At 65.6% G+C, this 22946-nt stretch carries 22 protein-coding genes; 10 read left to right on the forward strand and 12 right to left on the reverse strand.

Annotated features, from left to right (window positions below; genetic code table 11):
* Positions 1-3: 3 nt before the first annotated feature.
* From QTI24_RS08260 to QTI24_RS08275, 4 genes are all read right to left on the reverse strand, one after another.
* Positions 4-558 carry a DUF2796 domain-containing protein gene (locus QTI24_RS08260; RefSeq protein ID WP_286599658.1) on the reverse strand — a complete coding sequence of 185 codons (555 nt, stop codon included), beginning with the start codon at positions 556-558 and terminating at the stop codon, positions 4-6.
* Positions 555-1460 (reverse strand): sulfurtransferase, encoded by a 906-nt coding sequence (locus QTI24_RS08265; RefSeq protein WP_286599659.1) that lies wholly within the window; start codon positions 1458-1460, stop codon positions 555-557. The genes QTI24_RS08260 and QTI24_RS08265 overlap by 4 nt, the downstream gene beginning before the upstream one ends.
* A 10-nt stretch (positions 1461-1470) precedes the next feature.
* A complete protein-coding gene (locus tag QTI24_RS08270; RefSeq protein WP_286599660.1) occupies positions 1471-2403 on the reverse strand; it encodes a DMT family transporter in 933 nt (310 codons plus the stop codon).
* Between the two features lie 133 nt (positions 2404-2536).
* The gene (locus QTI24_RS08275; protein WP_286599661.1) at positions 2537-3673 is read right to left on the reverse strand and encodes an aromatic ring-hydroxylating oxygenase subunit alpha; all 1137 of its coding nucleotides are present in this window, start codon (positions 3671-3673) and stop codon (positions 2537-2539) included.
* Positions 3674-3962: 289 nt separating this feature from the next.
* On the opposite strand from QTI24_RS08275, the gene xseB reads away from it, so the two are divergent.
* From xseB to QTI24_RS08295, 4 genes are all read left to right on the forward strand, one after another.
* Positions 3963-4229, forward strand: a complete 267-nt coding sequence (gene xseB / locus QTI24_RS08280) for an exodeoxyribonuclease VII small subunit (protein WP_286567250.1) — start codon at positions 3963-3965, stop codon at positions 4227-4229.
* Positions 4226-5143: a polyprenyl synthetase family protein gene (locus QTI24_RS08285; RefSeq protein WP_286599662.1), complete on the forward strand. Its 918-nt coding sequence runs from the start codon at positions 4226-4228 to the stop codon at positions 5141-5143. The genes xseB and QTI24_RS08285 overlap by 4 nt, the downstream gene beginning before the upstream one ends.
* A gap of 16 nt (positions 5144-5159) precedes the next feature.
* Positions 5160-7043 (forward strand): 1-deoxy-D-xylulose-5-phosphate synthase, encoded by a 1884-nt coding sequence (gene dxs, locus QTI24_RS08290; RefSeq protein ID WP_286599663.1) that lies wholly within the window; start codon positions 5160-5162, stop codon positions 7041-7043.
* Between the two features lie 90 nt (positions 7044-7133).
* On the forward strand, positions 7134-8213 hold the full coding sequence (locus QTI24_RS08295; RefSeq protein WP_286599664.1) for a TRAP transporter substrate-binding protein: 1080 nt from the start codon (positions 7134-7136) through the stop codon (positions 8211-8213).
* Between the two features lie 85 nt (positions 8214-8298).
* On the opposite strand, the gene QTI24_RS08300 is transcribed toward QTI24_RS08295, so the two are convergent.
* Genes QTI24_RS08300 through QTI24_RS08310 form a run of 3 tightly spaced genes read right to left on the reverse strand, consistent with a single transcriptional unit; the run spans position 8299 to position 10917 of the window.
* On the reverse strand, positions 8299-8790 hold the full coding sequence (locus QTI24_RS08300; protein ID WP_286599666.1) for a hypothetical protein: 492 nt from the start codon (positions 8788-8790) through the stop codon (positions 8299-8301).
* Complete coding sequence (locus QTI24_RS08305; protein ID WP_286599667.1) at positions 8787-10322, reverse strand: TRAP transporter large permease; 1536 nt, start codon at positions 10320-10322, stop codon at positions 8787-8789. Before QTI24_RS08305 ends, QTI24_RS08300 begins: the two co-directional genes overlap by 4 nt.
* A 55-nt stretch (positions 10323-10377) precedes the next feature.
* Positions 10378-10917 (reverse strand): TRAP transporter small permease subunit, encoded by a 540-nt coding sequence (locus QTI24_RS08310; RefSeq protein ID WP_286599668.1) that lies wholly within the window; start codon positions 10915-10917, stop codon positions 10378-10380.
* A gap of 167 nt (positions 10918-11084) precedes the next feature.
* On the opposite strand from QTI24_RS08310, the gene QTI24_RS08315 reads away from it, so the two are divergent.
* The gene (locus tag QTI24_RS08315) at positions 11085-12377 is read left to right on the forward strand and encodes an SUMF1/EgtB/PvdO family nonheme iron enzyme (RefSeq protein ID WP_286599669.1); all 1293 of its coding nucleotides are present in this window, start codon (positions 11085-11087) and stop codon (positions 12375-12377) included.
* Between the two features lie 6 nt (positions 12378-12383).
* Here the strand turns inward: QTI24_RS08315 and QTI24_RS08320 are convergent, their stop codons facing one another.
* The gene (locus QTI24_RS08320) at positions 12384-13484 is read right to left on the reverse strand and encodes a substrate-binding domain-containing protein (protein ID WP_286599670.1); all 1101 of its coding nucleotides are present in this window, start codon (positions 13482-13484) and stop codon (positions 12384-12386) included.
* A 129-nt stretch (positions 13485-13613) separates the two neighbouring features.
* On the opposite strand from QTI24_RS08320, the gene QTI24_RS08325 reads away from it, so the two are divergent.
* From QTI24_RS08325 to QTI24_RS08340, 4 genes are read left to right on the forward strand one after another with little or no spacing between them, the layout of a single operon-like run.
* Positions 13614-14363 (forward strand): ABC transporter permease, encoded by a 750-nt coding sequence (locus QTI24_RS08325; protein ID WP_286599671.1) that lies wholly within the window; start codon positions 13614-13616, stop codon positions 14361-14363.
* The gene (locus QTI24_RS08330; protein ID WP_286599672.1) at positions 14360-15079 is read left to right on the forward strand and encodes an ABC transporter ATP-binding protein; all 720 of its coding nucleotides are present in this window, start codon (positions 14360-14362) and stop codon (positions 15077-15079) included. Before QTI24_RS08325 ends, QTI24_RS08330 begins: the two co-directional genes overlap by 4 nt.
* Complete coding sequence (locus QTI24_RS08335) at positions 15076-15921, forward strand: ABC transporter substrate-binding protein (protein WP_286599673.1); 846 nt, start codon at positions 15076-15078, stop codon at positions 15919-15921. The genes QTI24_RS08330 and QTI24_RS08335 overlap by 4 nt, the downstream gene beginning before the upstream one ends.
* A complete protein-coding gene (locus tag QTI24_RS08340; RefSeq protein WP_286599674.1) occupies positions 15908-16735 on the forward strand; it encodes a molybdate ABC transporter substrate-binding protein in 828 nt (275 codons plus the stop codon). Before QTI24_RS08335 ends, QTI24_RS08340 begins: the two co-directional genes overlap by 14 nt.
* A 145-nt stretch (positions 16736-16880) precedes the next feature.
* Here the strand turns inward: QTI24_RS08340 and QTI24_RS08345 are convergent, their stop codons facing one another.
* Positions 16881-17348 carry an Lrp/AsnC ligand binding domain-containing protein gene (locus QTI24_RS08345; RefSeq protein WP_286599676.1) on the reverse strand — a complete coding sequence of 156 codons (468 nt, stop codon included), beginning with the start codon at positions 17346-17348 and terminating at the stop codon, positions 16881-16883.
* A gap of 129 nt (positions 17349-17477) precedes the next feature.
* Here QTI24_RS08345 and QTI24_RS08350 point away from each other — a divergent pair, with 129 nt between their 5' ends.
* Positions 17478-18788 (forward strand): D-amino acid dehydrogenase, encoded by a 1311-nt coding sequence (locus QTI24_RS08350; RefSeq protein ID WP_286599678.1) that lies wholly within the window; start codon positions 17478-17480, stop codon positions 18786-18788.
* A 98-nt stretch (positions 18789-18886) separates the two neighbouring features.
* On the opposite strand, the gene QTI24_RS08355 is transcribed toward QTI24_RS08350, so the two are convergent.
* The 3 genes from QTI24_RS08355 to QTI24_RS08365 are packed head-to-tail and all read right to left on the reverse strand — an operon-like array spanning position 18887 to position 22925.
* Positions 18887-20017, reverse strand: coding sequence for a 2-aminoethylphosphonate--pyruvate transaminase (locus tag QTI24_RS08355; protein WP_286599679.1), 1131 nt, complete (start codon positions 20015-20017; stop codon positions 18887-18889).
* Positions 20018-20061: 44 nt separating this feature from the next.
* Complete coding sequence (locus QTI24_RS08360; RefSeq protein ID WP_286599680.1) at positions 20062-21795, reverse strand: putative 2-aminoethylphosphonate ABC transporter permease subunit; 1734 nt, start codon at positions 21793-21795, stop codon at positions 20062-20064.
* Positions 21792-22925, reverse strand: a complete 1134-nt coding sequence (locus tag QTI24_RS08365; RefSeq protein ID WP_286599681.1) for a putative 2-aminoethylphosphonate ABC transporter ATP-binding protein — start codon at positions 22923-22925, stop codon at positions 21792-21794. Before QTI24_RS08365 ends, QTI24_RS08360 begins: the two co-directional genes overlap by 4 nt.
* Positions 22926-22946 lie beyond the last annotated feature (21 nt).

Consider the following 22946-nt stretch of genomic DNA (forward strand, 5'->3'; position numbering starts at 1 on the left):
GAATCACTTGGTCCAGGTCAGTCGCGTGGCCGGCCGTTTCAGCGTGCGCTTGAACTGGCCCTGCGGCGAAACGATCTGGGCCTCGATCTGGCGTGGACCCTTGAAGACATTGAAGAGATCGATGTCGATGAATTTCGCCGCCCCGGCGTTGGTGCAGTTGAACGCGATGGTGGCGTCGAGGTCGGCGTGGCCTTCGGTGGCAGTGGCGTCTGGCTTGCCCAAGCCCAGCGCGGCGGAGCGCAGCGTCACCGGACCGAGCTTGCAATTGGCGGTGGGATCGATCTTGAAGAGATGATCCGCTGCGCGAAGCTGTGCGACGGCATCGACGACGGCTTTTTTCTCGGCATCGGTGCGCGGCGCGCGTTCGAAGCCGACGAAGTTGTCGAGCGGCGATCCCATCTCGATCACGACGGTGGGGCCTTCGACGACGACGTCGAGCTTGATCTGGCCATGCACGTGGGCGTGCTGGGTCTGAGCCGAGGCGGCGAGAGGAAATGCGGTGAGTGCGAAGAAAGCGGTCAGTGCGAGGGTCGAGAGCGGCCTGCTCGTCAGGATCATGGTTGTGCGCCTTGCCGGGTCGGCAGCCCCGGCGTGTTGCTCCACTCGCTCCAGCTGCCGGCATAGAGCGCGGTCGGCCCGAGACCTGCGATCTGCATGGCGAGCAGGTTGGGCAACGCGCTCACGCCGCTGCCGCACTGGTGGACGACCGTGGTGGGATCCCGGCCCGCCAACAGTGCTTCGAATTCGGCGCGCAACTGCGCGGCCGGCTTGAACTTCCCGTCGGGGCCGAGGTTCTCGGTAAAGGGCCGATTGAGGGCCCCCGGGATGTGACCTGCGATCGGGTCCAGAGGTTCCACCTCGCCGCGATATCTTGCCGCCGCGCGCGCGTCGATCAGCGTCTGGCCGGCTTGCTCGAGACGCGCGGCCACGGTCTTGGTGTCGGTGAGCGAGAGCAGAGGCTTGTCGGCGACGAAATTCGACTGGAAGTGCGATGGCTCCTCGCGACCGGTGACTGCACCGCTCGCCGCCTGCCAGGCCTGCAGGCCGCCATCGAGCACGGCCACGGCATCGTGGCCCATCCACTTGAGCATCCACCAGAGCCGGCCGCAATAGTTGGCGCCGTTGCGGTCGTACACCACCGCCTGCATGTTGTTGGCAAAGCCCACGCTCGACAGCCAGGCCGCGAACTTCTCACGGCTCGGCAGCGGGTGGCGGCCGCCCGAGGCGGGAGGGCCTTCGTCCTGCGCCACGACGACGCCGTGGGCGCCGGCCACGCCGTGCTTCGCGCTGAGGTCGGTATCGAGGTTGGCGTACACCGCGCCAGGCATGTGCGCCGCCCGGTACTGCTGTGCGCCGGATTCGGGCTTCATCAGGTCGAAGGTGCAGTCGAAGATCATCAACGGCAGGTCGCTGGCCTGCAAGGCGATGAGCTCTTCGGCGGAAATCAGCGTCGTGTACATGCGAACTCCTTCAATGTTCCTCGGCCGGTGCCTTCGGCAGCGACCGCTGGCGCAGCACCGTGGCCGCGATGCCGCTCGCGACGATCAGCGCCATGCCGGCCCAGCCCGCGGCATCGATGCGATCCCCGAACAGCAGCACGCTGTACATCGCGGCAAAGACGATGCCCGAATACTGGAGATTGGCAACCAGCAGCGTACCGCTTTCGGTCTTGGCGCTGGCATAGGCGCGCGTCATGCAAAGCTGGCCGAGTGCCGCCAGAACGCCGACGGGCAGCAGCCAGAGCGCGTGCGACCACGTCCAGTTCGACCATGGGGTGGATTCGCCCAGCAACGTTCCGAGGCCGCCCGCCACGGCCGAGCCGACCGCGAAATAGAACACCGTGCGCGCTTCGGGTTCTCCGAGCCTCGAAAGTGCCACCACCTGCATGTATGCAAAGGCGGCCGTGAGGCCGGACAGCAGCCCCATCAGACCCGCGAATCCCTGGTTGTCGCCGACGGTGGGCTTGAGCATCAGCACGACGCCGCCGAAGCCCGCGAGCACCGTGAGGACCAGCGGGCCTTGCAGCGGCGGGCGCGGCACGCTGCCGTCGCGTCCGGGAACCGGCACCCAGGCGAGCAGGGCGCCGCCGACCAGGAAGGCGGCGATCCAGACGCTGCTCATGTAGTTGAGCGTCATCGCGGTGGCGAGCGGCATGTGCGCGATCGCGAAGAACCACGCGCCAAGGGACACGACGCCAATCAGGCTGCGCCATGCGTGCATGCCGGGGTATCGGGTGGCGAGCGTGACGCCGCGGCTGCGCGCGAGCACCCAGAGGAACACGATGCCGATCAGGCCGCGATAGAGGACCAACTCGGCGCTGGAAAACCAGGCCGAAGCAATCTTCACGCACACGCCCATCGTGGCGAAGATCAGTGCGCCCAGCACCATCCAGAGCGCTTGCATCAGGAGCTCACCCCCAGGCTTCGCGCACTTCGTGTCGCTTCGCCATCCCCCTTGCAGGGGGCAACACCAGCGGCCCGGCAGAGCCGGTTCCGCGGTGTTTCTGGCACAGCGGGTGTGGGGGGCATCGATCGCATCAGGACGACATCTCGCGGCGGTACCACTCGTGGAACTGCTGCATGCCATCTTCCATCGGGCTTTGGTACGGGCCGCTTTCGTCGTCGCCGCGCAGCATCAGGGCGCGGCGGCCGGCATCCATGCGTTCCGCGATCTCGTCGTCTTCCACGCAGGTTTCCATGTAGGCGGCCTGTTGCGCTTCGACGAACTCGCGTTCGAACGCGACGATCTCCTCGGGATAGAAGAACTCGACCATGTTGAGCGTCTTCTGCGGGCCGATGGGGTGCAGCGTGGAGACGGTCAGCACGTGCGGATACCACTCGACCATCACGTGCGGGTAGTAGGTGAGCCAGATCGCGCCGTACTTCGGCGGCTTGCCTTCGCGGTACTTCAGGAGCTGTTCCTGCCACTTCTGGTACACCGGGCTGCCCGCGCGGCCGAGCCGGTTGGCGACACCCACCGTCTGCACCGAGTGATGACGGCCGAATTCCCAGCGCAGGTCGTCGCAGGTGACGAAGCTGCCCAGTCCTGGATGGAAGGGGCCGACGTGGTAATCCTCGAGGTACACCTCGATGAAGGTCTTCCAGTTGTAGTTGCACTCGTGCAACTCGACGCGGTCGAGCGAATAGCCCTCGAAGTCGAGATCCGCGCGGGCGCCGATGTTCGCGAGGTCGGATGCGACGTCACGACCCTTGCCCGTGCCGTTCTTCTCGAACAGCAGGCCGTTCCACTCGGTCAGCGGGTAGTTGTGCAGACTGAGGCAGGGGTCCTGCTCGAAGTGCGGCGCCCCGATCAGCGTGCCTGTGGTGCGCGGGTCCGCAGCGGCGTACGTCCAGCGATGCAGGGGGCAGACGATGTTGCCGCCGGCCTGTGTGTCGAGCTGGCCGCGGTCCTGGAGGATCAGGGCCTGGCGATGGCGGCAGACGTTGGAGATCAGTTCCACGCCCTTGGGCGTGTGGACGAGCGCACGACCCTGATGCTCCTGCGGCAAGGTGTGGAAGTTGCCCGGTTCAGGCACCGCGAGACGATGGCCGACGTAGCGCGGCCCCGCCGCGAAGAGCGTTTGCAGCTCGCGGGCATAGAGCGCCTCGTCGAAGTACGCGGAAACCGGGAGTTGGCTGGAAGCCTGCTGCAGTTGAAGACTTAAATCAGACATGGGTGACCTGACCAAGCTCCCCACAGGGAGAAAGATAGAACGGAAGGCTGCCGTCGAAGGTGCGGGACGGCCCGAAGATTGCGCCGGCAGCTGCCGGCCAGGGAGCCGCGGATTGTACCCCGGAGAAATTTTTCCCCCCGCGCCCTCGATCCGGCAAGTGCCAGGGCTGCCACGGAACCGGCTCTGCCGGGCCGAAGGCAGCGCCCCCGGAAGGGGGTGGGCGGCCACACGAAGTGGGCAAGCCTGGGGGTGAACTTAAAATCCCATGTTTCACCACGATCCGCCCCGCATGCCCAAGGTGCCTTCCTCCTCCCCGTCGGCCTCGCCAGACGCGCCCGATACCGGCGCGCTGCCAGCGAGCTACGAAGCCGGGCTCCAGGAACTCGAACAACTCGTGACCGAACTCGAGTCGGGTCAATTGCCGCTCGACCAGCTGCTCGGCAGCTACCAGCGGGGCGCGGCGCTGCTCGCGTTCTGCCGCGACAAGCTGCAGGCGGTCGAAGACCAGATCAAGGTGCTCGATGCGGGCAGCCTCAAGGTCTGGGCGGCCGAATGACGGTCGCCGACACCTTGCGCTGGGACGCCGCCCGCCTTGCCGCGTGGAGTGAGCCGAAGCTGTCCCGTGTCGAAGCCGCATTGTCCGAATGGGTCGGTGTCGACGCACCTGTCGAACTCGGCGACGCGATGCGCTACGCGGTGCTCGACGGTGGCAAGCGGCTGCGACCGATGCTGGTTTTTGCCGCGAGCGAAGCCGTCGGCGGCCACGCCGAAGCGGCCTTGCGCGCGGCATGCTCGGTTGAATTGATCCACGCCTATTCGCTCGTGCACGACGACTTGCCGTGCATGGACAACGACGTGCTGCGTCGCGGCAAGCCGACCGTGCACGTGAAGTTCGGCGAAGCCGATGCGCTGCTGGCCGGCGATGCCCTGCAGGCGCTGGCTTTCGAACTGCTCACGCCCGATGGCGACGCCATCGCGCCCGCCGTTCAGGCCAACCTGTGCCGCCTTCTGGCACGCGCCGCTGGCAGCCAGGGCATGGCGGGGGGCCAGGCGATCGATCTGGCGAGCGTCGGCCTTGCGCTCGATGAAGCGCAACTGCGCGAAATGCATCGGCTCAAGACCGGCGCCCTGCTGCAGGGCAGCGTGGAAATGGGCGCGACCTGCGGCAATGCGCTCGCGCCCCACGTCCTTGATGCACTGCGGGAGTACGGCGCGGCCATGGGCCTCGCCTTCCAGGTGGTGGATGACATCCTCGACGTCATCGCCGATTCGGAAACACTCGGCAAGACGGCAGGCAAGGACGCCGCGAGCGACAAGCCCACCTATGTGTCCCTGCTCGGCCTCGACGGCGCCCGCGCCCAGGCCCGCGAACTGTTGGCCGAGGCGCTCGCCGCGCTGGACCGCAGCACACTGGCCGATACCGGCGCACTGCGCGCGCTGGCCCACATGGTCGTCGATCGCGATCGATAGACAACAACAACATCCCATGGCTCCGTTGCTTCCAACCATCCACGACCCTTCCGTCCTGCGACACTTCGACCGCGCCCAGCTCAAGCAGCTGGCCGACGAAGTGCGGACCTGCGTGCTCGACAACGTGTCGCGCACCGGCGGGCACCTGAGCTCGAACCTCGGCACGGTGGAGCTCACGGTCGCGCTGCACCATGTGTTCAACACCCCGCACGACCGGCTGGTGTGGGACGTGGGCCACCAGACCTATCCGCACAAGATCCTCACCGGCCGGCGCGAGCGCATGCCCACCCTGCGGCAGCTCGGCGGCATCTCCGGATTCCCGCAGCGTACCGAGAGCGAGTACGACACCTTCGGCACCGCCCATTCGTCGACCAGCATCTCGGCCGCGCTGGGCATGGCGATGGCTGCGCGCCAGAAGGGCGAAGACCGTCATTCCGTCGCGATCATCGGCGACGGCGCATTGACTGCAGGCATGGCCTTCGAGGCACTGAACAACGCGGGCGTGTGCGACGATTGCAAGCTGCTCGTGATCCTGAACGACAACGACATGTCGATCAGCCCGCCGGTCGGTGCGCTCAACCGGTATCTTGCGCAGTTGATGAGCGGCAACTTCTACGCCGCTGCCAAGAACGTCGGCAAGAGCGTGCTGCGCGCGGCGCCGCCGCTCTTCGAGTTGGCCAAGCGCTTCGAGCAGCATGCCAAGGGCATGGTCGTGCCGGCCACGCTGTTCGAGCAGTTCGGCTTCAACTACGTCGGGCCGATCGATGGGCACGACCTCGATTCGCTGGTGCCCACGCTCGAGAACCTCAAGCATCTGCAGGGTCCGCAGTTCCTGCACGTGGTCACGAAGAAGGGCCAGGGCTACAAGCTGGCCGAGGCCGACCCGGTGGCCTATCACGGCCCCACCAAGTTCGATCCGGCCGTCGGCCTCGTCAAGCCGGCGACCGCACCCAAGCAGACCTTCACCCAAGTCTTCGGCACATGGCTGTGCGACATGGCTGCGCAGGACGGCCGCCTGGTCGGCATCACGCCGGCCATGCGCGAGGGCTCGGGGCTCGTCGAATTCGAACAGCGCTTTCCCGGTCGCTACTACGACGTGGGCATTGCCGAGCAGCACTCCGTGACCTTCGCGGCCGGACTCGCATGCGAAGGTCTCAAGCCAGTGGTGGCAATCTACTCGACCTTCCTGCAGCGCGCGTATGACCAGCTCATCCACGACGTCGCGATCCAGAACCTGCCGGTGGTCTTCGCGCTCGATCGCGCCGGCCTCGTGGGGGCCGATGGCGCGACGCATGCCGGCGCGTACGACATCCCTTTCCTGCGCTGCATTCCGAACATGAGCGTGGCATGCCCGGCGGACGAGGCCGAATGCCGTCAACTGCTGACCACGGCCTACGAGCAGAACCATCCGGTCGCGGTGCGCTATCCGCGCGGCGCCGGTGCCGGCGTCACGCCGCATCTCACGCTCGAGGCGCTGCCCTTCGGCAAGGGCGAGATTCGCCGCGAAGGCCAGCGGATCGCGATCCTGGCGTTCGGCACCTTGCTCTATCCGGCACTGCAGGCGGCCGAGGCGCTGGATGCCACGGTCGTGAACATGCGTTGGGCCAAGCCGCTCGACATCGACCTGCTGTTGAAGGTTGCGGGTACGCACGATGCCATCGTGTCGGTGGAAGAGGGCGCCATCATGGGCGGCGCGGGCAGCGCGGTGCTGGAGGCCTTGCAGTCCGCCGGCATCCAGAAGCCTGTGCTGCAACTCGGCTTGCCCGATCGCTTCATCGAGCATGGCGACCCGAGCAAGCTCCTGGCCGGTATCGGACTCGATGCAATCGGCATCGAACAGTCGATTCGGCAACGCTTCGATCGCGTCGCCGCAGGGAAAACCCCCCCCGGCGCCTTGTAAGCGTTTTTTACAATCGTTGTCGACTCAAAAAGTCAGCAACGCGGCCACAAGCCGCGTTCTCGTTTTCTAAAAGCACTCGGAGTGAATTCAATGGATCGTCGTTCCCTCATCAAAAACGCCGGCATTGCCGGCGTCCTCGCTGCCGGCATCGCGCCGGCAGTTCACGCGCAGGCAGCCGTCCGCTGGCGCCTGGCATCGAGCTTCCCCAAGTCCCTCGACACCATTTTCGGAACGGCTGAAACGTTCTCCAAGAGCGTCAGCGACATGACCGGCGGCAAGTTCCAGATCTCCGTGCATGCCGGCGGCGAACTGATGCCCGCTTTCGGCGTGGTGGATGGCGTGCAGAACGCATCGGTCGAAATGGCGCACACCGCGCCTTACTACTTCTACGGCAAGGACCCGACCTTCTGCCTCGGCTGCGCAGTGCCCTTTGGCCTCAACACCCGCCAAATGAACGCGTGGATGTATGAAGGCAATGGCCTGAAGCTGATGCGCGACTTCTACGCCAAGTACAACATCTACAACCTGCCGGGCGGCAACACCGGCGCGCAGATGGGCGGCTGGTTCCGCAAGGAAATCAAGTCGGTCGCCGACCTGAAGGGCCTGAAGTTCCGCACCAACCCGTTCGCGGGCCGCGTGCTCGAACCCTTCGGCGTGATTCCCCAATCGATCCCCGGCGCCGACCTTTACCCGGCGCTCGAAAAGGGCACGCTGGACGCGCTCGAATGGGTTGGCCCGTATGACGACCAGAAGCTCGGCTTCAACAAGGTCGCACCGTTCTACTACTACCCTGGCTGGTGGGAGGGCGGCCCGCAGCTGGACTTCTACATCAACACCAAGGCCTGGGAAGGCCTGTCGGCCGAGTACAAGGCGATCGTCACCGCGGCAGCCGCGCAGGCCAACATCGGCATGACGGCGAAGTACGATGCACGCAATCCCGTCGCGCTGAAGCAACTCGTCGGTTCCGGCACGAAGCTGCGTCCCTTCACGCAGGACGTGATGAACGCGGCCTTCAAGTCGGCCCAGCAGATCTACTCCGACCTCAACGGCAGCAATCCCGAGTGGAAGAAAGTCTACGGCGACTACTCGAAGTTCCTGGCCGACCAGAACGCCTGGTTCCGCTTCACCGAAGGCACCTTCGACCGCTTCATGCAGCAACAAAAGCTGTGAGCGGGGCCGGCTCAGGCCGGCTCCCCAAAGCAAAAAGCCCCGCTGGCAACAGCGGGGCTTTTTTCATGGGCGCGCTGATCGAAGCTCAGGGCTTGGCGTTCGGGAAGCTGCGCGCCGCAACGCGCTCGGCAAAGCCCGTCAGCAGGCGCGCATCGGCCGAATGGATCCACGTGACGGCGCCATTGCGACGGCGCACCAGCAGGCGCGGCGCAATGATTCGTTCAAGCCAGCGCCAGTGCACGAGCTTGAGATGGGCCACGTCGGCCGCGTGCTCGCGCTTGTTCCACAGCCATGTCTGCGTGAGCACGTCGCCATCCAGGCGCGTGCGGCTGCTGACAATCCAGTAGCCCATCCAAGCAATGCACAGCGCAGCCAACCCGAAAAGCACGATGCTGCTGACGGACCACGACGCACCACTGAGCGCAGGCAGGCTCCAGATGCCGAAGCCGATCAGATCGACCACGAGGATGACCGCCAGGACCCGCACGAAGGGTGGATAGGCGGGGCTCTCGAGCGCGGCCGGGGTTTCCTCGATCTCGCCCGGCGCGCCGGTTTCTCCTGCCTGGGTGGCGCTCACTGCTTGGTGCCGGCGTCCGGCGCCGGGCTGGCCGGCGCGGCCTCTTCCGGCGCGGCCTGCTTCTGGTTGCCGAACGGATCTTCCATGTTCATGCCGCTGTTGTCCGAACCTTGCGATTCGGCCGGCATTTCAAGCTGCACCTTGTCCACGTCGACCACGACCTTCTTTTCGAGGAAGACAGTGACGGTCTGCGGAAAGAAGATGACGATCGCCACGAGCAGCAGCTGCAACCCGACCCACGGAATGGCGCCGAGGTAGATGTCGCGCGACTCGATCTTTCGCGGCAGCGCGCCGTTCTTGAACAGCGTGTCGGCAATGCCGCGCAGATAGAACAGCGCGAAGCCGAAGGGCGGGTGCATGAACGAGGTCTGCATGTTCACGCACAGCAGCACGCCGAACCAGACCATGTCGATGCCGAGCTTGGCAGCGACCGGGCCCAGCATCGGCAGGATGATGAAGGCGATCTCGAAGAAGTCGAGGAAAAAGGCCAGGAAGAAAACGAAGATGTTGACGACGATCAGGAAGCCGATCTGTCCGCCCGGCAGGCCCGAGAGCAAGTGTTCGATCCACTTCGCGCCGTCCACGCCCTGGAACACCAGCGAGAACATCCGCGAGCCGATCAGGATGAAGACCACCATGGCCGTCAGGCGCATGGTGCCGTCCATTGCGTCTCGGAGCATCGGCCAGTTGAGGCGGCGATGGATCGCCGCGAGAATCAGCGAGCCCACGGCGCCCATGGCGCCGGCTTCGGTCGGCGTGGCGATCGCGTGGTCCATGAAGGGCAGGCCGCCCATCGAACCGAGCACTGCGAAGATCAGGATGGCCGACGGGATGATGCCGCGCAGGCACTTGCCCCACAGCGCCCAGCCGGTGAGCGTGCGCGCCGAAGCGGGCACGCCCGGAACGTAGCTCGGACGGATGCGCGAGATCAGGAAGGTGTAGACCGCGAAGATCAGCACCTGCAGGATCGACGGGCCCCACGCGCCCTTGTACATCTGGCCCACGTCGGTGCCGAGCTGGTCGGCCATGACGATGAGCACCAGCGATGGCGGCACGAGCTGCGTGATGGTGCCGGAGGCGGCCAGCACGCCCGTCGAGTACCGCATGTTGTAGCCGTAACGCATCATCACGGGCAGCGAGATCATCGCCATCGCGATCACCTGGCCGGCCACGGTGCCGGTGATGGCGCCGAGGATGAAGCCGACGATGATCACCGAGTAGCCCAGGCCGCCGCGGATCGGACCGAAGAGCTGGCCCATCGAATCGAGCATGTCTTCGGCCAGCCCGCATTTCTCGAGCACCGCGCCCATCAGCGTGAAGAAGGGAATCGCCAGCAGCGTCTCGTTGGACAGGATGCCGAACACATTGAGCGGCAGGTTGGCCATGAAGCCGGCCGGGAACCAGCCCATCTCGATCGCGAAGAAACCGCTGAACAGGCCGAGTGCGGCGAGAGAGAACGCGACCGGGAACCCGATCAGCATGATCACGACCAGCCCCGCGAACATGATCGGGGCGAAGTTTTCCATTTCCATTTTTCTTATCCTGCGAAGCGGTGCGAGAGGCGGGCGTTGCTTGTGAGGAGGGCGCTCATTGCACGGGCTTCTCGTAGTGCGTGTCCATCTCGATCAGGCCACGCAGGTAGGCAATGCGCTTGATGATTTCGGCCACGCCTTGCAGGAACATCGCGCCGAAGCCCAGGGGCATCATCAACGCCGCGGGCCAGCGGATGAGGCCGCCGATGTTCCCCGAGATCTCGCCTGTGCGCAGCATGTTGAGGAAGAAAGGGAAGGTGAGCCAGAACAGCAGGCCCATCACGGGCAGCAGGAAGAACACCAGGCCGAACAAGTCGACGTAGACGGGGCCGTTGCGCTTGAGCTTGCCGTAGATGATGTCGACGCGAACGTGTTCATTGAGCTTGAGCACCAGCGGGGCACCGAGCATGACAGTGGCGGCGAACAGATACCACTGAATCTCGAGCCACGCGTTGTTGCTGAGGTCCAGGCCATAGCGGATGACGGCGTTGCCGGCGGAGATGACCGAAGCGGCCAGCACGGCCCAGGCGGCGACCTTGCCGAGCTTGGCGCTGATCCAGTCCATGACGAGCGCGAATTTGAGGAATGCTGACAACGTTTTGTCTCCCTGCGGGATGAATGCGGTGGCGCCGGGTCGTTTGGCGCAAAGTTGACAATGGTAACGCTCTGTAGCGCCTGCTCTTCCCTGTGCTCGTGCCCGGGTTTACCCCGAGGCGGATTGCACTGCGCCAACGCGGTCGATGCGCCTCGCCATAATGGCCGATGCCCTCGAGCCCGCCGTCATCGACGCCGTTCAGCACGCCCGGCCTGCCGCATTCCATCGACTCGCCGGACATGCGTCGCGCGGGTCGCGAACTGCTTTCGCTGGCGCTGATCGACGCGCGCAACCACACGCTGCATCTTCTGTCGCTCTACGAGCAGGCGCTCGGCTCAGCGGCGCTGGCCGTGCCCCGGGTCGAGGGAGTCGATCCGCCCGTATGGCTGGCCGGCCACATCGGCTGGTTCGCGGAGTGGTGGATTGCGCGCAACACGCAGCGCGCGTTCGGTACGGAATGCCCGGTGCGGCCCACGCGCCTGGCCGCGATCGAGCCAGATGCCGACGCATGGTGGAACCCGCTGCAGATCGACGTGCACGAGCGTTGGTCGCCCGAGATGCCCGATCTGACGCAGACCAAAGCCTATTTGCTCGAAACGCTGGAGAGCACGCTCGAACTGCTCGAGCACGCGGCCGAAACCGATGCCGGCTTGTACTTCTACCGGCTCGCCCTGTTTCATGAAGATTTGCGCGGCGAGCAACTGGTCGTCATGGCGCAGACGCTCGGCTTGCCGTTGGGCGTCGAACTGCCGCCGGCCGCGGTCACGCGGGAGCCGCTTCTGGTGCCTGCGACGCCGTGGGAACTCGGGCTGCCCGACTCGGGGTTCGTCTTCGCGCAGGAGCGCGGCTTGCAGCGGGTCGATGTGCCGGAGTTCGAGATCGATGCCCAGCCCGTGACCTGGGACCAGTACGTGGAGTTCGTCGATGACGGTGGCTACGACCGGGCCGAACTGTGGCGGCCCGAGGGACTGCAATGGCTCGAAAGCCAGACCGAAGGGCGACGCGGGCCGCGACACGTGGAGCAGATCGGCGCGGCGCGCCACGGCACCGGCGGCTCGGTGCTGCAGCAGCATTTCGGCCGGACCGTGCGCGCGGCGGGCAACCAGAGCGCCGTGCACGTGAGCTGGTGGGAAGCGGACGCATGGGCGCGCTGGGCCGGGCGCCGGATCGCCACCGAAGTCGAGTGGGAGATTGCCGCGCACACCCTGGGACGCCGTGGCTTCCGGTGGGCCGATGTGCACGAATGGACCGCTGGCACCTTGCAGCCCTGGGAGGGCTTTGCGCCGGACCCGTGGAGCGAAGGCACCGAGTTCGATCCTCAGCCTGCTTTTGGAAAGGCTCGTGTGCTGCGCGGCGCATCGTTCGCGACGCGCGCACGGCTGCGTTCGCCGAAGCGCCGGGGCTTTGCATCGCCCGCGCGCGACGACGGATTCTTCGGCTTCAGGACCTGTTCGCTTTGATGCTGGCTACCCGGCCTTCTTCGGCTTGAAATTCCACCACGGCAGCAGCGCGCTCAGCGATTGCACCTCGCCGCTGCTTGCGCTTTCGTAGCCCGGCAACGTGCCCAGCCGATGCTGCCAGGCAGCACCGCGCAACAACTTGAGCAGCGCTTCGATCGCCGGCTGGTCGAGTGCCGACTTGAGGCAGGCCAGGTGGTAGCGCTCGTTCACCAGCGGCACGAAGCCAAGACCCGCAGTGCGTGCCGCGGATTCGAGCCCAAGCCCCGCATCGGCCTGGCCGGCCGCGACCGCATGTGCGACGGCTGCATGCGAAGGCTCATCCCTCGCGTACCCGTCGACCGCATCGGCGTCGAGCCCATCGCGAGCCAGCAGCTCGTCGAGCAGAACGCGTGTACCCGTGCCGAGCGCCCGGTTCACGTAGCGCGCCCGGCGCGCAATGACATCCGGGAGGCCGTTCAACTGCAGTGGATTGCCGGACGCGACGATCAGGCCCTGCGTGCGCCGTGCGAATCCGATGATCTTGTGCAGGCCGGGCTTCAGCAGCGGCTTGTAGGTGCGCTGCGCGATCGAGCCGATCGGCGGCCGCTCGATGGTGTGAAAGCCCGCCATCACGCACCGGCCCTGGTTGAGCGCGCTGATCGCATCCACGCTGCCGGTGAACCGGATGTCCAGTTGCAGTTGGGCCGTCGCGGCCGCATGGGCGCGCAGGAGGACGAGCGCGTCATCGTGGCTTGCATGCAGGCTCAGCACATGCGTGCGGTCATCGAATGCAAGCGCAAACGCGCGTTCGAGATCGGCGTGCAGCGCTTCGATCTGTGGCGCCAGCCGCGCCTGGGCCTGGCGCTCGGCCCACAACAGTTTGTCGCCGAACTCGGACAACTGCGCCGATCGTCCCTGGTCGCCCGTCACCAGCGGATGGCCCAGCGTCTGTTCCCAGCGCTTCAGTTCGCCCCACACGTGCCGGTAGGAGAAGCCGAGCGCACGCGCGGCAGCCGAGATCGAGCCGTGCTCGCGCACTGCGTGCAGCAGTTCCATGAGCGGATTGCGGATCAGCGCACGGCCATTGCGGCGCGGCGCGATGGCATAGGAGAGTTCGATCTGTTGCACAAGGAGTGGGGGGCGTGTGAATGGCGCGAAGGATTATGCAGACGCGGTCGTCTACCTATGCAAGAGATTGCATAGGTAGCGCGTCGATGCTTGCCCATACTGCGTGCGCTTTTCTGAACCACCCCTTGAATGAACACCTTTGCCGATAGCGTTGCCGCTGCTGGACACCTCGTTGTTTCGGGCGATCCCGTTTTGCTCGCCATCGTCGGCCGGTCGCTCGCAGTCAGCGCCACTGCCTGCCTGCTGGCCTGCGGCTTCGGCTTGCTGCTGGGGGCATGGCTCGCGGTGAGCCGGTTCGCCGGCCGGGGCTTGCTGCTCACCCTGCTCAATACCTTGCTGGCGCTTCCCTCGGTGGTCGTGGGGCTGGTGATCTACCTGTTGTTGTCGCGCTCGGGGCCGCTCGGTTTCCTGGGCTGGCTCTTCAGCTTCAAGGCCATGGTGCTCGCCCAGACGATCCTCGTGCTCCCGGTGGTCACGGCCCTCACGCGCCAGACCATCGAGGACGCCGACCGCGCGCACGGCGAGCAACTTCGATCGCTCGGCGCCGGTGCTTTCGCGCGCGCGCTGCTGCTCGTGTGGGACGAACGCTACGCGCTGGTCACCGTGGTGATCGCCGCCTTCGGCCGTGCGGTGTCGGAGGTCGGGGCGGTGATGATCGTCGGCGGCAATATCGACGGCTTCACGCGGGTGATGACCACGGCCATTGCCCTGGAAACCAGCAAGGGTGACCTGCCCCTGGCGCTCGCACTCGGACTCGTGCTGCTGGGTGTCGTGCTGGTGCTCAACTTCGCCATATCGGCCCTGCGCGGCTGGCGCGAGCGGGTCGACGGCGGCGCTGCCGATGCGTCCGCGGTGCGGCATCTGGAGGTGGCTTCGTGAGCGGGACGGGTGACGGTTCGGCGAACGACGAGGCGCTCTTCAGCCTGCACGGCGTCGATGTGCAATTCGGCCGCGTACGGGCGCTGGCCGGCGCCACCTTGTCGATCCATCCCGGCGAGCGTGTCGCGCTGATCGGCGCCAACGGCAGCGGCAAGAGCACTCTGCTGCGCGTGTTGCATGGTCTCGTGCCGCATGCCCGCGGCGCAGTCGTCAGCAGGGTGCCGCGCCGCGCGCAGGCGATGCTGTTCCAGCGGCCGCACATGCTGCGCGCGAGCGTGCGCAACAACGTCGCGCTCGCCCTGTGGCTGCACGGCGCGCGCTGGCGTCATGCGCGACAGCAGGCCGTCGATGCGCTCGGGAGGGTCGGGCTCGCCGACCTCGCGGGGCGCAACGCGCGCACGCTGTCGGGCGGTCAGCAGCAGCGCATGGCGCTCGCAAGAGCCTGGGTGCTGCATCCTGACGTGCTGTTCCTGGATGAGCCGACGGCCAGCCTGGACCCTACCGCCAAGCGCGAGGTCGAGGCATTGATTGCCGATGCTGCGCAGGGCCGCACGCTGGTCTTTGCCAGCCACAACCTCGGCCAGGTCAAACGGCTTGCGAGCCGCGTGATCTATCTGGAGCACGGCCGCGTACTCGCCGATCTCCCGGCACACGATTTCTTCAGTGGACCCCTGCCAGAGGAAGCCCGTCTTTTTGTCAAAGGAGAGTTGGTATGAGCTATTTCAATCTGCCCAAGAGGGCGCGTTCTGCGCTTGGCGCGATCGTCCTCACGGCGGGTACGCTGGCTGCACATGCCGAGACCATCACGATGGCCTCGACCACGTCGACCGAGCAGTCGGGCCTGTTCGCCCACCTGCTGCCGGCGTTCAAGCAAGCCAGCAACATCGACGTCAAGGTGGTTGCCGTTGGCACCGGCCAGGCGATCGACATGGCAAAGCGCGGCGATGCGGATGTGCTCTTCGTGCACGACACGGCTGCGGAGGAGAAGTTCGTCGCCGAGGGATTCGCGGCCCAGCGTTTCCCCGTCATGTACAACGACTTCGTGCTCGTGGGCCCGAAGGCCGACCCGGCCGGCGTGAAGGGCAACGACATCGTCGCCGCGCTGAAGAAGATCGCCGCGACCAACGCACCCTTCGTCTCGCGCGGCGACAAGAGCGGCACGGACGCCGCCGAGCGCCGGCTGTGGTCGCAGACCGGCATCGTCGAAACGGGCCAGCCCGTACCCAACGAAAAGAAAGGCACGGGCTACAAGGAATGCGGCTGCGGCATGGGCCCGGCGCTCAATATCGCGGCATCGAGCGGTGCCTACGTGCTGAGCGATCGCGGAACCTGGCTGAGCTTCAAGAACCGTGCGGATCTGGCGGTGCTGGTCGAAGGCGACAAGCGCCTGTTCAACCAATACGGCGTGATGGTCGTGAGCCCGACGAAGTTTCCACAACTCAACAGCGCGGGCGCGCAGAAGTTCGTGGATTGGGTGATCTCGCCAGCCGGGCAGTCGACCATCGCGAGCTACAAGATCGGCGGCGAGCAGTTGTTCTTCCCCAATGCCACCAAGTAAGGTGCTGGGTGCCGCGCTGCTCGCTTCAGGTCTGATCACAGGCGCGGACGGGGCTCAGACAGCGTCACCCGACGCGACCGTGTCGGTCTTCGCGGCCGGCAGCCTGCGTCGGCCGATCACGCAGGCGGCGCAGGCCTTCGAGAAGGCGAACCCGGGTACTCGTATCGCACTGACCTTCGGCGCGTCGGGCCTGCTGCGCGATCGCATCGCTGCGGGCGAGCGCGTCGATGTGTTCGCATCGGCCAACATGGCGCATCCGCAATCGCTGGCTGCGGGCGGCAATTGGGGGTCGACCGTGGCCTTTGCGCGCAACGCGCTGTGTGCGCTCGCTCGGCCCGGCCTCAAGGTGACGCGCGACACGCTGGTCCCACTGCTCCTCGATCCGTCGATCAAGCTCGGCACCTCGACACCGAGGGCCGACCCCTCGGGCGACTACGCCTTCGAACTTTTCGAGAAAGTGGAGCGCAGCGGCGCCGCGCCTGCCGGGTCCGCCAAGTCATTGGCCGACAAGGCGCTGCAATTGACCGGCGGGCCGAATTCACCTGCGCCACCTGCGGGACGCAACGTATACGGCATGCTGGTCGCGAGCGGCCAGGCCGACGTCTTCCTGACCTATTGCACGAACGCGGTGCTGGCTGTCAACGAGGAACCGGGCCTGCAGATGATCGACGTTCCGCCCGCGATCAATGTGAGTGCGGATTACGGGCTTGCCGTGCGAAGTGGTGCGCCCCAGCCGGCGCAGGCCTTTGCGGATGATCTGCGCAGCGGCACCGGGCAGCAGGCCTTGCGCCGGGCCGGATTCCTGGCGCCCTGAACAGCGCTTTCAATCGAGTGCGCGGTCACCCCTGACTACGAATTGCTGGCTCGGTTGTGCCGCGGCGCTTGCCCACACGGCGCAAAGCAGGATCAGGCGAATGGCAAGTTGAAAGACGCGCATCGGGCAACTCCAGGATGGCGGTTCATCGGTCCATCGGAAGGTACAGGCTTTCCTTGACTTCTTCCATCACGATGTAGCTGCGCGACTCCGCCGTGACCGGCAGCTTCTTCAACAGGTCGCCCAAGAGGTTGCGGTAGTCGCTCATGGCGCGCAGCCGCGCCTTGATGAGGTAGTCGAAGCCGCCGGACACCAGATGGCATTCCATCACTTCCGGCACGTGCAGCAACTCCTTGCGCACCTTGTCGAAGACGTCGCCCGACTTGGACGACAGCGTGATCTCGACGAACACCAGCAGCGTCTTGCCGATCGCCTGCGGATCGATTCGGGCGTGGTAGCCCGTGATCACGCCGTCACGCTCCATGCGCCGAACGCGCTCCGAGCAGGGGGAGGTCGAAAGCCCGATCTGCTCGGCCAGGTCGGTCATGGAAATGCGTCCCTGGCGTTGGAGGATGTCGAGGATTTTTCGGTCGGTGCGGTCGAGATCGATCATTTCACTCCTCCGGAGCCTATTGGCCTCAAAAATCAGCAAGAACCACTGAGCATGGAGCACATTTCAGTGGAGTTTATGGCGATCCGAAGAATACGCTTGAATCCTTTCCTGCATGCAAAGGGTTTCGCGATGAAAGTGATCGTTTTGGGTGGCGGAGTCATCGGTGTCACGACCGCTTACTACCTGGCCCGCGCTGGCGCCGAGGTGACGCTGGTCGACCGTCAGGATGGCCCCGCGCAGGAAACGAGCTTTGCCAACGCCGGGCAGGTGTCGCCCGGTTATTCGACCCCGTGGGCCGCGCCCGGCATCCCCTTGAAGGCGCTGAAGTGGATGTTCCAGAAGCACGCGCCGCTGTCGATCCGGCCGGACGGCACGCTGTTCCAGTTGCGTTGGATGGCCGCCATGCTGAAGAACTGCTCGCCCGAGCGCTACGCGGTCAACAAGGAACGCATGATGCGGGTGGCCGAATACAGCCGCGATTGCCTGCGTGAGCTTCGTGCCGAAACTGGCATCCGCTATGAGCACCGCACACAGGGCACGCTGCAGCTGTTTCGTACGCAGGCGCAGTTGGACGCCGTGCAGCGCGACGTCGCGGTCCTGCAGGAGTGCGGCGTTCCCTATCAATTGCTCGATCGCACGCAACTCGCCACGGTCGAGCCGGCGTTGGCTCACACGGGCGATCTGCTGGCCGGCGGCCTGCGTTTGCCGAACGATGAGACGGGCGACTGCAACCTGTTCACGCGCGGACTGGCGGACATCGCTCGCGGCCTCGGCGTGAACTTCCGCTTCGAGCAGTCGGTCGATGGCCTCATCACCGAAGGCGGTCGCATTGCCGGCGTTCGTCTGGGTGGCGCGTCTCGCGAGGTGCTGAGGGCCGACCGTTACGTGCTCGCCTTCGGCAGCTATTCGCGCGACTTCATCGCGCCGTTGGGCCTGGACATCCCGGTGTACCCGGTCAAGGGCTATTCGCTGACGGTGCCGTTGATCGACCCATCGGCGGCGCCACAATCGACCGTCCTCGACGAAACCTACAAAGTCGCTGTCACGCGTTTCGACGACCGCATCCGCGTCGGTGGTATGGCCGAACTGGGCGGCTTCGACCTTCGCCTGAACCCGCGCCGGCGCGAAACGCTGGAGCGCGTGATCACCGATCTGTTCCCTTGCGGCGACCTGCCGCGTGCCACGTTCTGGACGGGCCTGCGACCGATGACGCCGGACAGCACGCCCATCGTCGGCGCGACGCCGTACGCCAACCTGTACCTCAACACCGGCCACGGCACGCTGGGTTGGACCATGGCGTGCGGGTCGGGCAAGGTGGTGGCGGACCAAGTGATGGGACGTCGGCCGGACATTCGCACGGATGGGCTGTCCGTCGATCGTTATCTGGCGCCGAGTTCGGGTCCTCGCGGTACTGCTCGGCCGGCGGGCGTTCCTGCTTGAACTGAGGTTGGTGGGCAGCGTCGTCGGGCGGTGTGCCTTGTGCCGGCCGACGTCACCGGGCGCCCGCCCCAAAGGAACAAGCGCCCAACCGTCAGAGCCTATGCCAAAGCCGCAGCGGAAACCTGCCGGATCCCCATCGCCTTCAACGTATCCGCGACGGCGGCTACAGCTCCCGGAATCCCCGCATCGCCAAAGTGCCCCATGCATCCGACGCGGAAGGTTTCCACCTGCGTCAGCTTGCCCGGATAGAGGATGTACCCACGCTTCTTGACCTCTTGGTAGAAGGTCTTGAAGTCGTACTTCGGATCGTCTGGCGCGTGAAAGGTCACGATGATCGGCGCCTGGATCGCAGGATCGAGATAGGTGCGGAAGCCGAGCGCCGCGAGACCCGAGATCAGAGCCTTGCAATTGCGCGCATACCGACCGCCACGCGCTTCCAGGCCGCCTTCCTCGAAGTACTGCGTGATCGCCTCGTCGAGCGCCGCGACCACGTGCGTCGGCGGCGTGAAACGCCACTGTGTCGTCTTGCCCATGTAGACCCACTGGTCGTACAGATCCATCGCGAGCGAATGACAGTGACCTTCGCACTTCTCGAGAGTGCTGCGCTTGATGACCACGAAGCCCATCCCCGGCACGCCTTCGAGACACTTGCCAGAGGCTGCGACGACCGCATCGAAGGGTGTCTTGCGCGCATCGATCTCCAGCGCGCCGAAAGAACTCATCGCATCGACGATCAACCCGCGGCCATGCTTGGCCACGACCAGCGCAACCTCGTGCAGCGGATTGAGCACGCCCGTTCCGGTCTCGCAGTGCACCAGCGCAACGTGCGTGATCGTCGGATCGGCCGCCAGCACGCGATCCACATCCGCCGCTGTCACCTGCTTGTCCTCCGTGTAGTCGATCGTTGTCAATTTGCGCCCCAGCACCTTGCAGATGCGCGCAATGCGCTGGCAGTACGCGCCGTTGTTCGGCACCAGCACATGGCCACCGCGCGGAACCACCGTGCCGATGGCTGCCTCGACCGAGAAAGTGCCGCTGCCTTGCAACGGGACGCATTCGTGCGTGCCCTCGCCGTGGACGATGCGCAGCACCTGCTGGCGAATGCGTGCAGTGATCTGGTTGAAATCCGAATCCCATGAACCCCAGTCGCGCAGCATGGCGGCCCGCGTGCGGTCGGACGTCGTCAACGGACCGGGTGTGAGGAGGATCGGGTGGGAGGCTTGACTCATGGTGTCTCCAGGTGAGGGAAGGTCAGCAGGAATGAGGATGAAGATCAGGCACGCCGCAAGTTGCGCCACGCCTGGGTGCGGGTCAGCATCACTCGCGTGAGCAGCGAATAGGCGATGCAGACGACGGTCGAGGTCGCCACGATCAAGCTCGCCAGCGCCGCCGCGGGGCCGATGTCGCCGGCCTCGTCCAGATGCATGATCGCGACGGAAGCCAGGATCGTCTCCGGCGAATACAGGAAGATCGCGCACGACAGGCTCGCCATCGAGACCACGAAGAAATAGCGGCCGATGTCCAGGATGGCCGGCAGGCACACGGGCACCGTCACGCGGATGAAGGTCTTGAAGAACGGCACCTTCAGCGAGGCCGACACTGCCTCGAATTCGTTGTCGATCTGCTTCAGCGCCGTCACCGCAGTGAGGTGGCTCGACGTGTAGTAGTGGACGATGGTGGACACGATCAGGATCGCCATCGTCTGGTACATGAAGTTGAGTGGGTTGGCCGGATGGTTGAAGAACATCACGTAGCCCAGGCCCAGTACCAGGCCCGGCACGGCCATCGACAGGACGGCCATCAGGTGCATCGTGCGGCGCATCAGGTCGATGTTGCGCGTCTTCTCGATCAGGTAGGCGCCCACGAAGACGATCAGCGAGCCAGCGACCGCGGTGGAGATCGCCAGGATCAGGCTGTTGGTGTAGGCCGCCGCCATGTCGCTCTCGACCAGCGCAAAGTGATAGTGCTTGAGCGTGAACGAGAGGTCGTACGGCCAGAGCTTGATCAGCGAGGTGTAGACCGCCATGCCGATCGTGGCCAGCAGCAGCAGGCATACCACCGTGCAGAACAGCGCCAGCAGTGTGTCGCCCAGCCGGCTCGGCTTCGGGCTGTAGGGCACCGAACGGGCCGTGAGCTGCGCTTTGAGCTTGCGCCGCACCGTGTAGTCGATCGCGAACGAGATCAGGGAAGGCACCAGCAACAGCATGCCGACCACCGCACCCATCGAGAAGTTGTGCTGCCCGACCACCTGCTTGAACACATCCACCGACAGCACGTTGAAGTTGCCGCCGATCACCTTGGGCGCGCCGAAGTCGCTGACCACGTACGTGAAGACGACAGTCGCCGCGCTGATCAGGCCGTACTTGCACGAGGGCAGCGTGATCGTCGTGAACTGGCGCCAGGCGGGCGTGCGCAACGCCGTGGCCGCTTCGTACAGCCGCCCGTCGGCGAGCGACAGAGCGGTGACGAGGATCATGAGCGCGTGCGGAAAGGTGTTGTAGACCTCCGCCAGGATGATCCCCGGCGCGCCGTAGATCGATGCGCCGCCGAGCAGGAACTTGAGCGCGCCCTGGTTGCCGAACCACTGCACGAAAGAGATGGCCGACAGCAGCGAAGGAGCCAGCAGCGGAATCAGCGCGATCAGCCGGAACGTGGCCTTGAACGGCGTCGGCAGGCAGGTGCGTGTGAGCGCATAGGCGCAGACGAAGGCCGTCGGCACCGAGATCAGCACGACCACCGTCGAGACCCAGATCGAGTTCCACGCTGCCCGCATCAGGCTCGGCGTCTGGAAGTAGGTGATGAAGTGCGCGAGGCCGACGAAGCGGCCTTCCTTGTCCAGCACGGCGTTGATCAGGATCGTGAAGAGCGGCGCGATCAGGAACACGAAAAGCATCGCCATCACGAGAAGCAGCACGCCGCGCGCGATGAGTTCGTCGCGGCTCCAGCGCATACCGGAACGACCGTGCCACGCGGCCCGGACAGGGTGGGCGTGTGCCAGTGTGTTCATCTCTTCGAGGTCCTCTCGCAAAAGGCCCGGATGCGGTTCGCGCGCAGCGCGATGTCGATGTGATTGCCTTCGCGGATGTCGAGGTCGTGGAGTTGGTTGAGCGAGAAGTGCAGGCCGAGCGTCTGGCCGTGCAGTGCGTCGGCGGTCACCTCCGCAATGCAAAGGCCACCGAGGAACTCGACCTTGGTGACCAGTGCGTTGAGCCGATTGGGCGTGTCGGGGCCGAGGTGCTCGGCAACGCGGTCTTCCGGGCGCAGGTAGAGATTCACCGCATCGCCAGGTTCGAAGCCCGTATCGCAGGCGTCGCACTGCAGTTCCATGTCGCCGACGCGGAAGAGATTGCCGCCCAGTGCGTGACCGCGCAGCACATTGACCTTGCCGACGAAGTCAGCGACGAAAGGTGTGGCAGGCCGCTCGTAGATTTCCATCGGCGTGCCGACCTGCTCGATGACGCCGTGGTTCATGACCACGATGCGGTCGGCCATCGACAAGGCTTCTTCCTGGTCGTGCGTGACCATGATGGTCGTGATGCCGACCTGCTTCTGTAGCCGGCGGATTTCACCGCGCAGGCGAATCCGCTCCAGCGCGTCGAGCGCCGACAGCGGCTCGTCCAGCAGCAGCAGGCCAGGGCGCGTGGCGAGGGCACGCGCAAGCGCGACGCGCTGCTGCTGGCCACCCGAGAGCTGGCTCGGATACTTCTGGCCCGAGGTCGGCAGGCCGACCAGCGCGAGGAGCTCTTCGACGCGCGCCTTGATCTCGGCCTTCTTCGCCTTGCCGTTGACCAGGCCGTAGCCCACGTTGTCCGCAATCGTGAGATTGGGGAAGAGGGCGTAGGACTGGAACACGATGCCGTAGTCGCGCTTGTCGGGCGGCAGCCACGAGACATCGCGTCCGTTCTGCAGGATCTGCCCGGAGGTCTGCGCCTCGAGGCCCGCGATGATGCGCAGCAGCGTGGTCTTGCCGCAGCCGGAGGGACCGAGGAAGCACAGCATCTCGCCGGGCTTCACGCGCAGGTGCACGTCGCGCAGGGCGCTGAAGGACTCGAAGTCCTTGCGGATGCCGACGACCTCGAGGGCGGCGGTCTTTTGTTGCAGTTCGTCTGCGATGAACTTGGCGGCGGTCATATCCATTGAGAGCAACTCCGGAACACA

Origin of the sequence: Variovorax sp. J22P240 (assembly GCF_030316855.1) — a bacterium.
GTDB lineage: Bacteria > Pseudomonadota > Gammaproteobacteria > Burkholderiales > Burkholderiaceae_C > Variovorax.

Bases quoted from the DNA above. Each gene is read 5' to 3' on its own strand.
- QTI24_RS08260 (WP_286599658.1), bottom strand. From the start codon at position 558: ATGATCCTGACGAGCAGGCCGCTCTCGACCCTCGCACTGACCGCTTTC.
- QTI24_RS08265 (WP_286599659.1), bottom strand. From the start codon at position 1,460: ATGTACACGACGCTGATTTCCGCCGAAGAGCTCATCGCCTTGCAGGCC.
- QTI24_RS08270 (WP_286599660.1), bottom strand. From the start codon at position 2,403: ATGCAAGCGCTCTGGATGGTGCTGGGCGCACTGATCTTCGCCACGATG.
- QTI24_RS08275 (WP_286599661.1), bottom strand. From the start codon at position 3,673: ATGTCTGATTTAAGTCTTCAACTGCAGCAGGCTTCCAGCCAACTCCCG.
- xseB (WP_286567250.1), top strand. From the start codon at position 3,963: ATGCCCAAGGTGCCTTCCTCCTCCCCGTCGGCCTCGCCAGACGCGCCC.
- QTI24_RS08285 (WP_286599662.1), top strand. From the start codon at position 4,226: ATGACGGTCGCCGACACCTTGCGCTGGGACGCCGCCCGCCTTGCCGCG.
- dxs (WP_286599663.1), top strand. From the start codon at position 5,160: ATGGCTCCGTTGCTTCCAACCATCCACGACCCTTCCGTCCTGCGACAC.
- QTI24_RS08295 (WP_286599664.1), top strand. From the start codon at position 7,134: ATGGATCGTCGTTCCCTCATCAAAAACGCCGGCATTGCCGGCGTCCTC.
- QTI24_RS08305 (WP_286599667.1), bottom strand. From the start codon at position 10,322: ATGGAAATGGAAAACTTCGCCCCGATCATGTTCGCGGGGCTGGTCGTG.
- QTI24_RS08315 (WP_286599669.1), top strand. From the start codon at position 11,085: ATGCCCTCGAGCCCGCCGTCATCGACGCCGTTCAGCACGCCCGGCCTG.
- QTI24_RS08325 (WP_286599671.1), top strand. From the start codon at position 13,614: ATGAACACCTTTGCCGATAGCGTTGCCGCTGCTGGACACCTCGTTGTT.
- QTI24_RS08335 (WP_286599673.1), top strand. From the start codon at position 15,076: ATGAGCTATTTCAATCTGCCCAAGAGGGCGCGTTCTGCGCTTGGCGCG.
- QTI24_RS08340 (WP_286599674.1), top strand. From the start codon at position 15,908: ATGCCACCAAGTAAGGTGCTGGGTGCCGCGCTGCTCGCTTCAGGTCTG.
- QTI24_RS08345 (WP_286599676.1), bottom strand. From the start codon at position 17,348: ATGATCGATCTCGACCGCACCGACCGAAAAATCCTCGACATCCTCCAA.
- QTI24_RS08350 (WP_286599678.1), top strand. From the start codon at position 17,478: ATGAAAGTGATCGTTTTGGGTGGCGGAGTCATCGGTGTCACGACCGCT.
- QTI24_RS08355 (WP_286599679.1), bottom strand. From the start codon at position 20,017: ATGAGTCAAGCCTCCCACCCGATCCTCCTCACACCCGGTCCGTTGACG.
- QTI24_RS08360 (WP_286599680.1), bottom strand. From the start codon at position 21,795: ATGAACACACTGGCACACGCCCACCCTGTCCGGGCCGCGTGGCACGGT.
- QTI24_RS08365 (WP_286599681.1), bottom strand. From the start codon at position 22,925: ATGGATATGACCGCCGCCAAGTTCATCGCAGACGAACTGCAACAAAAG.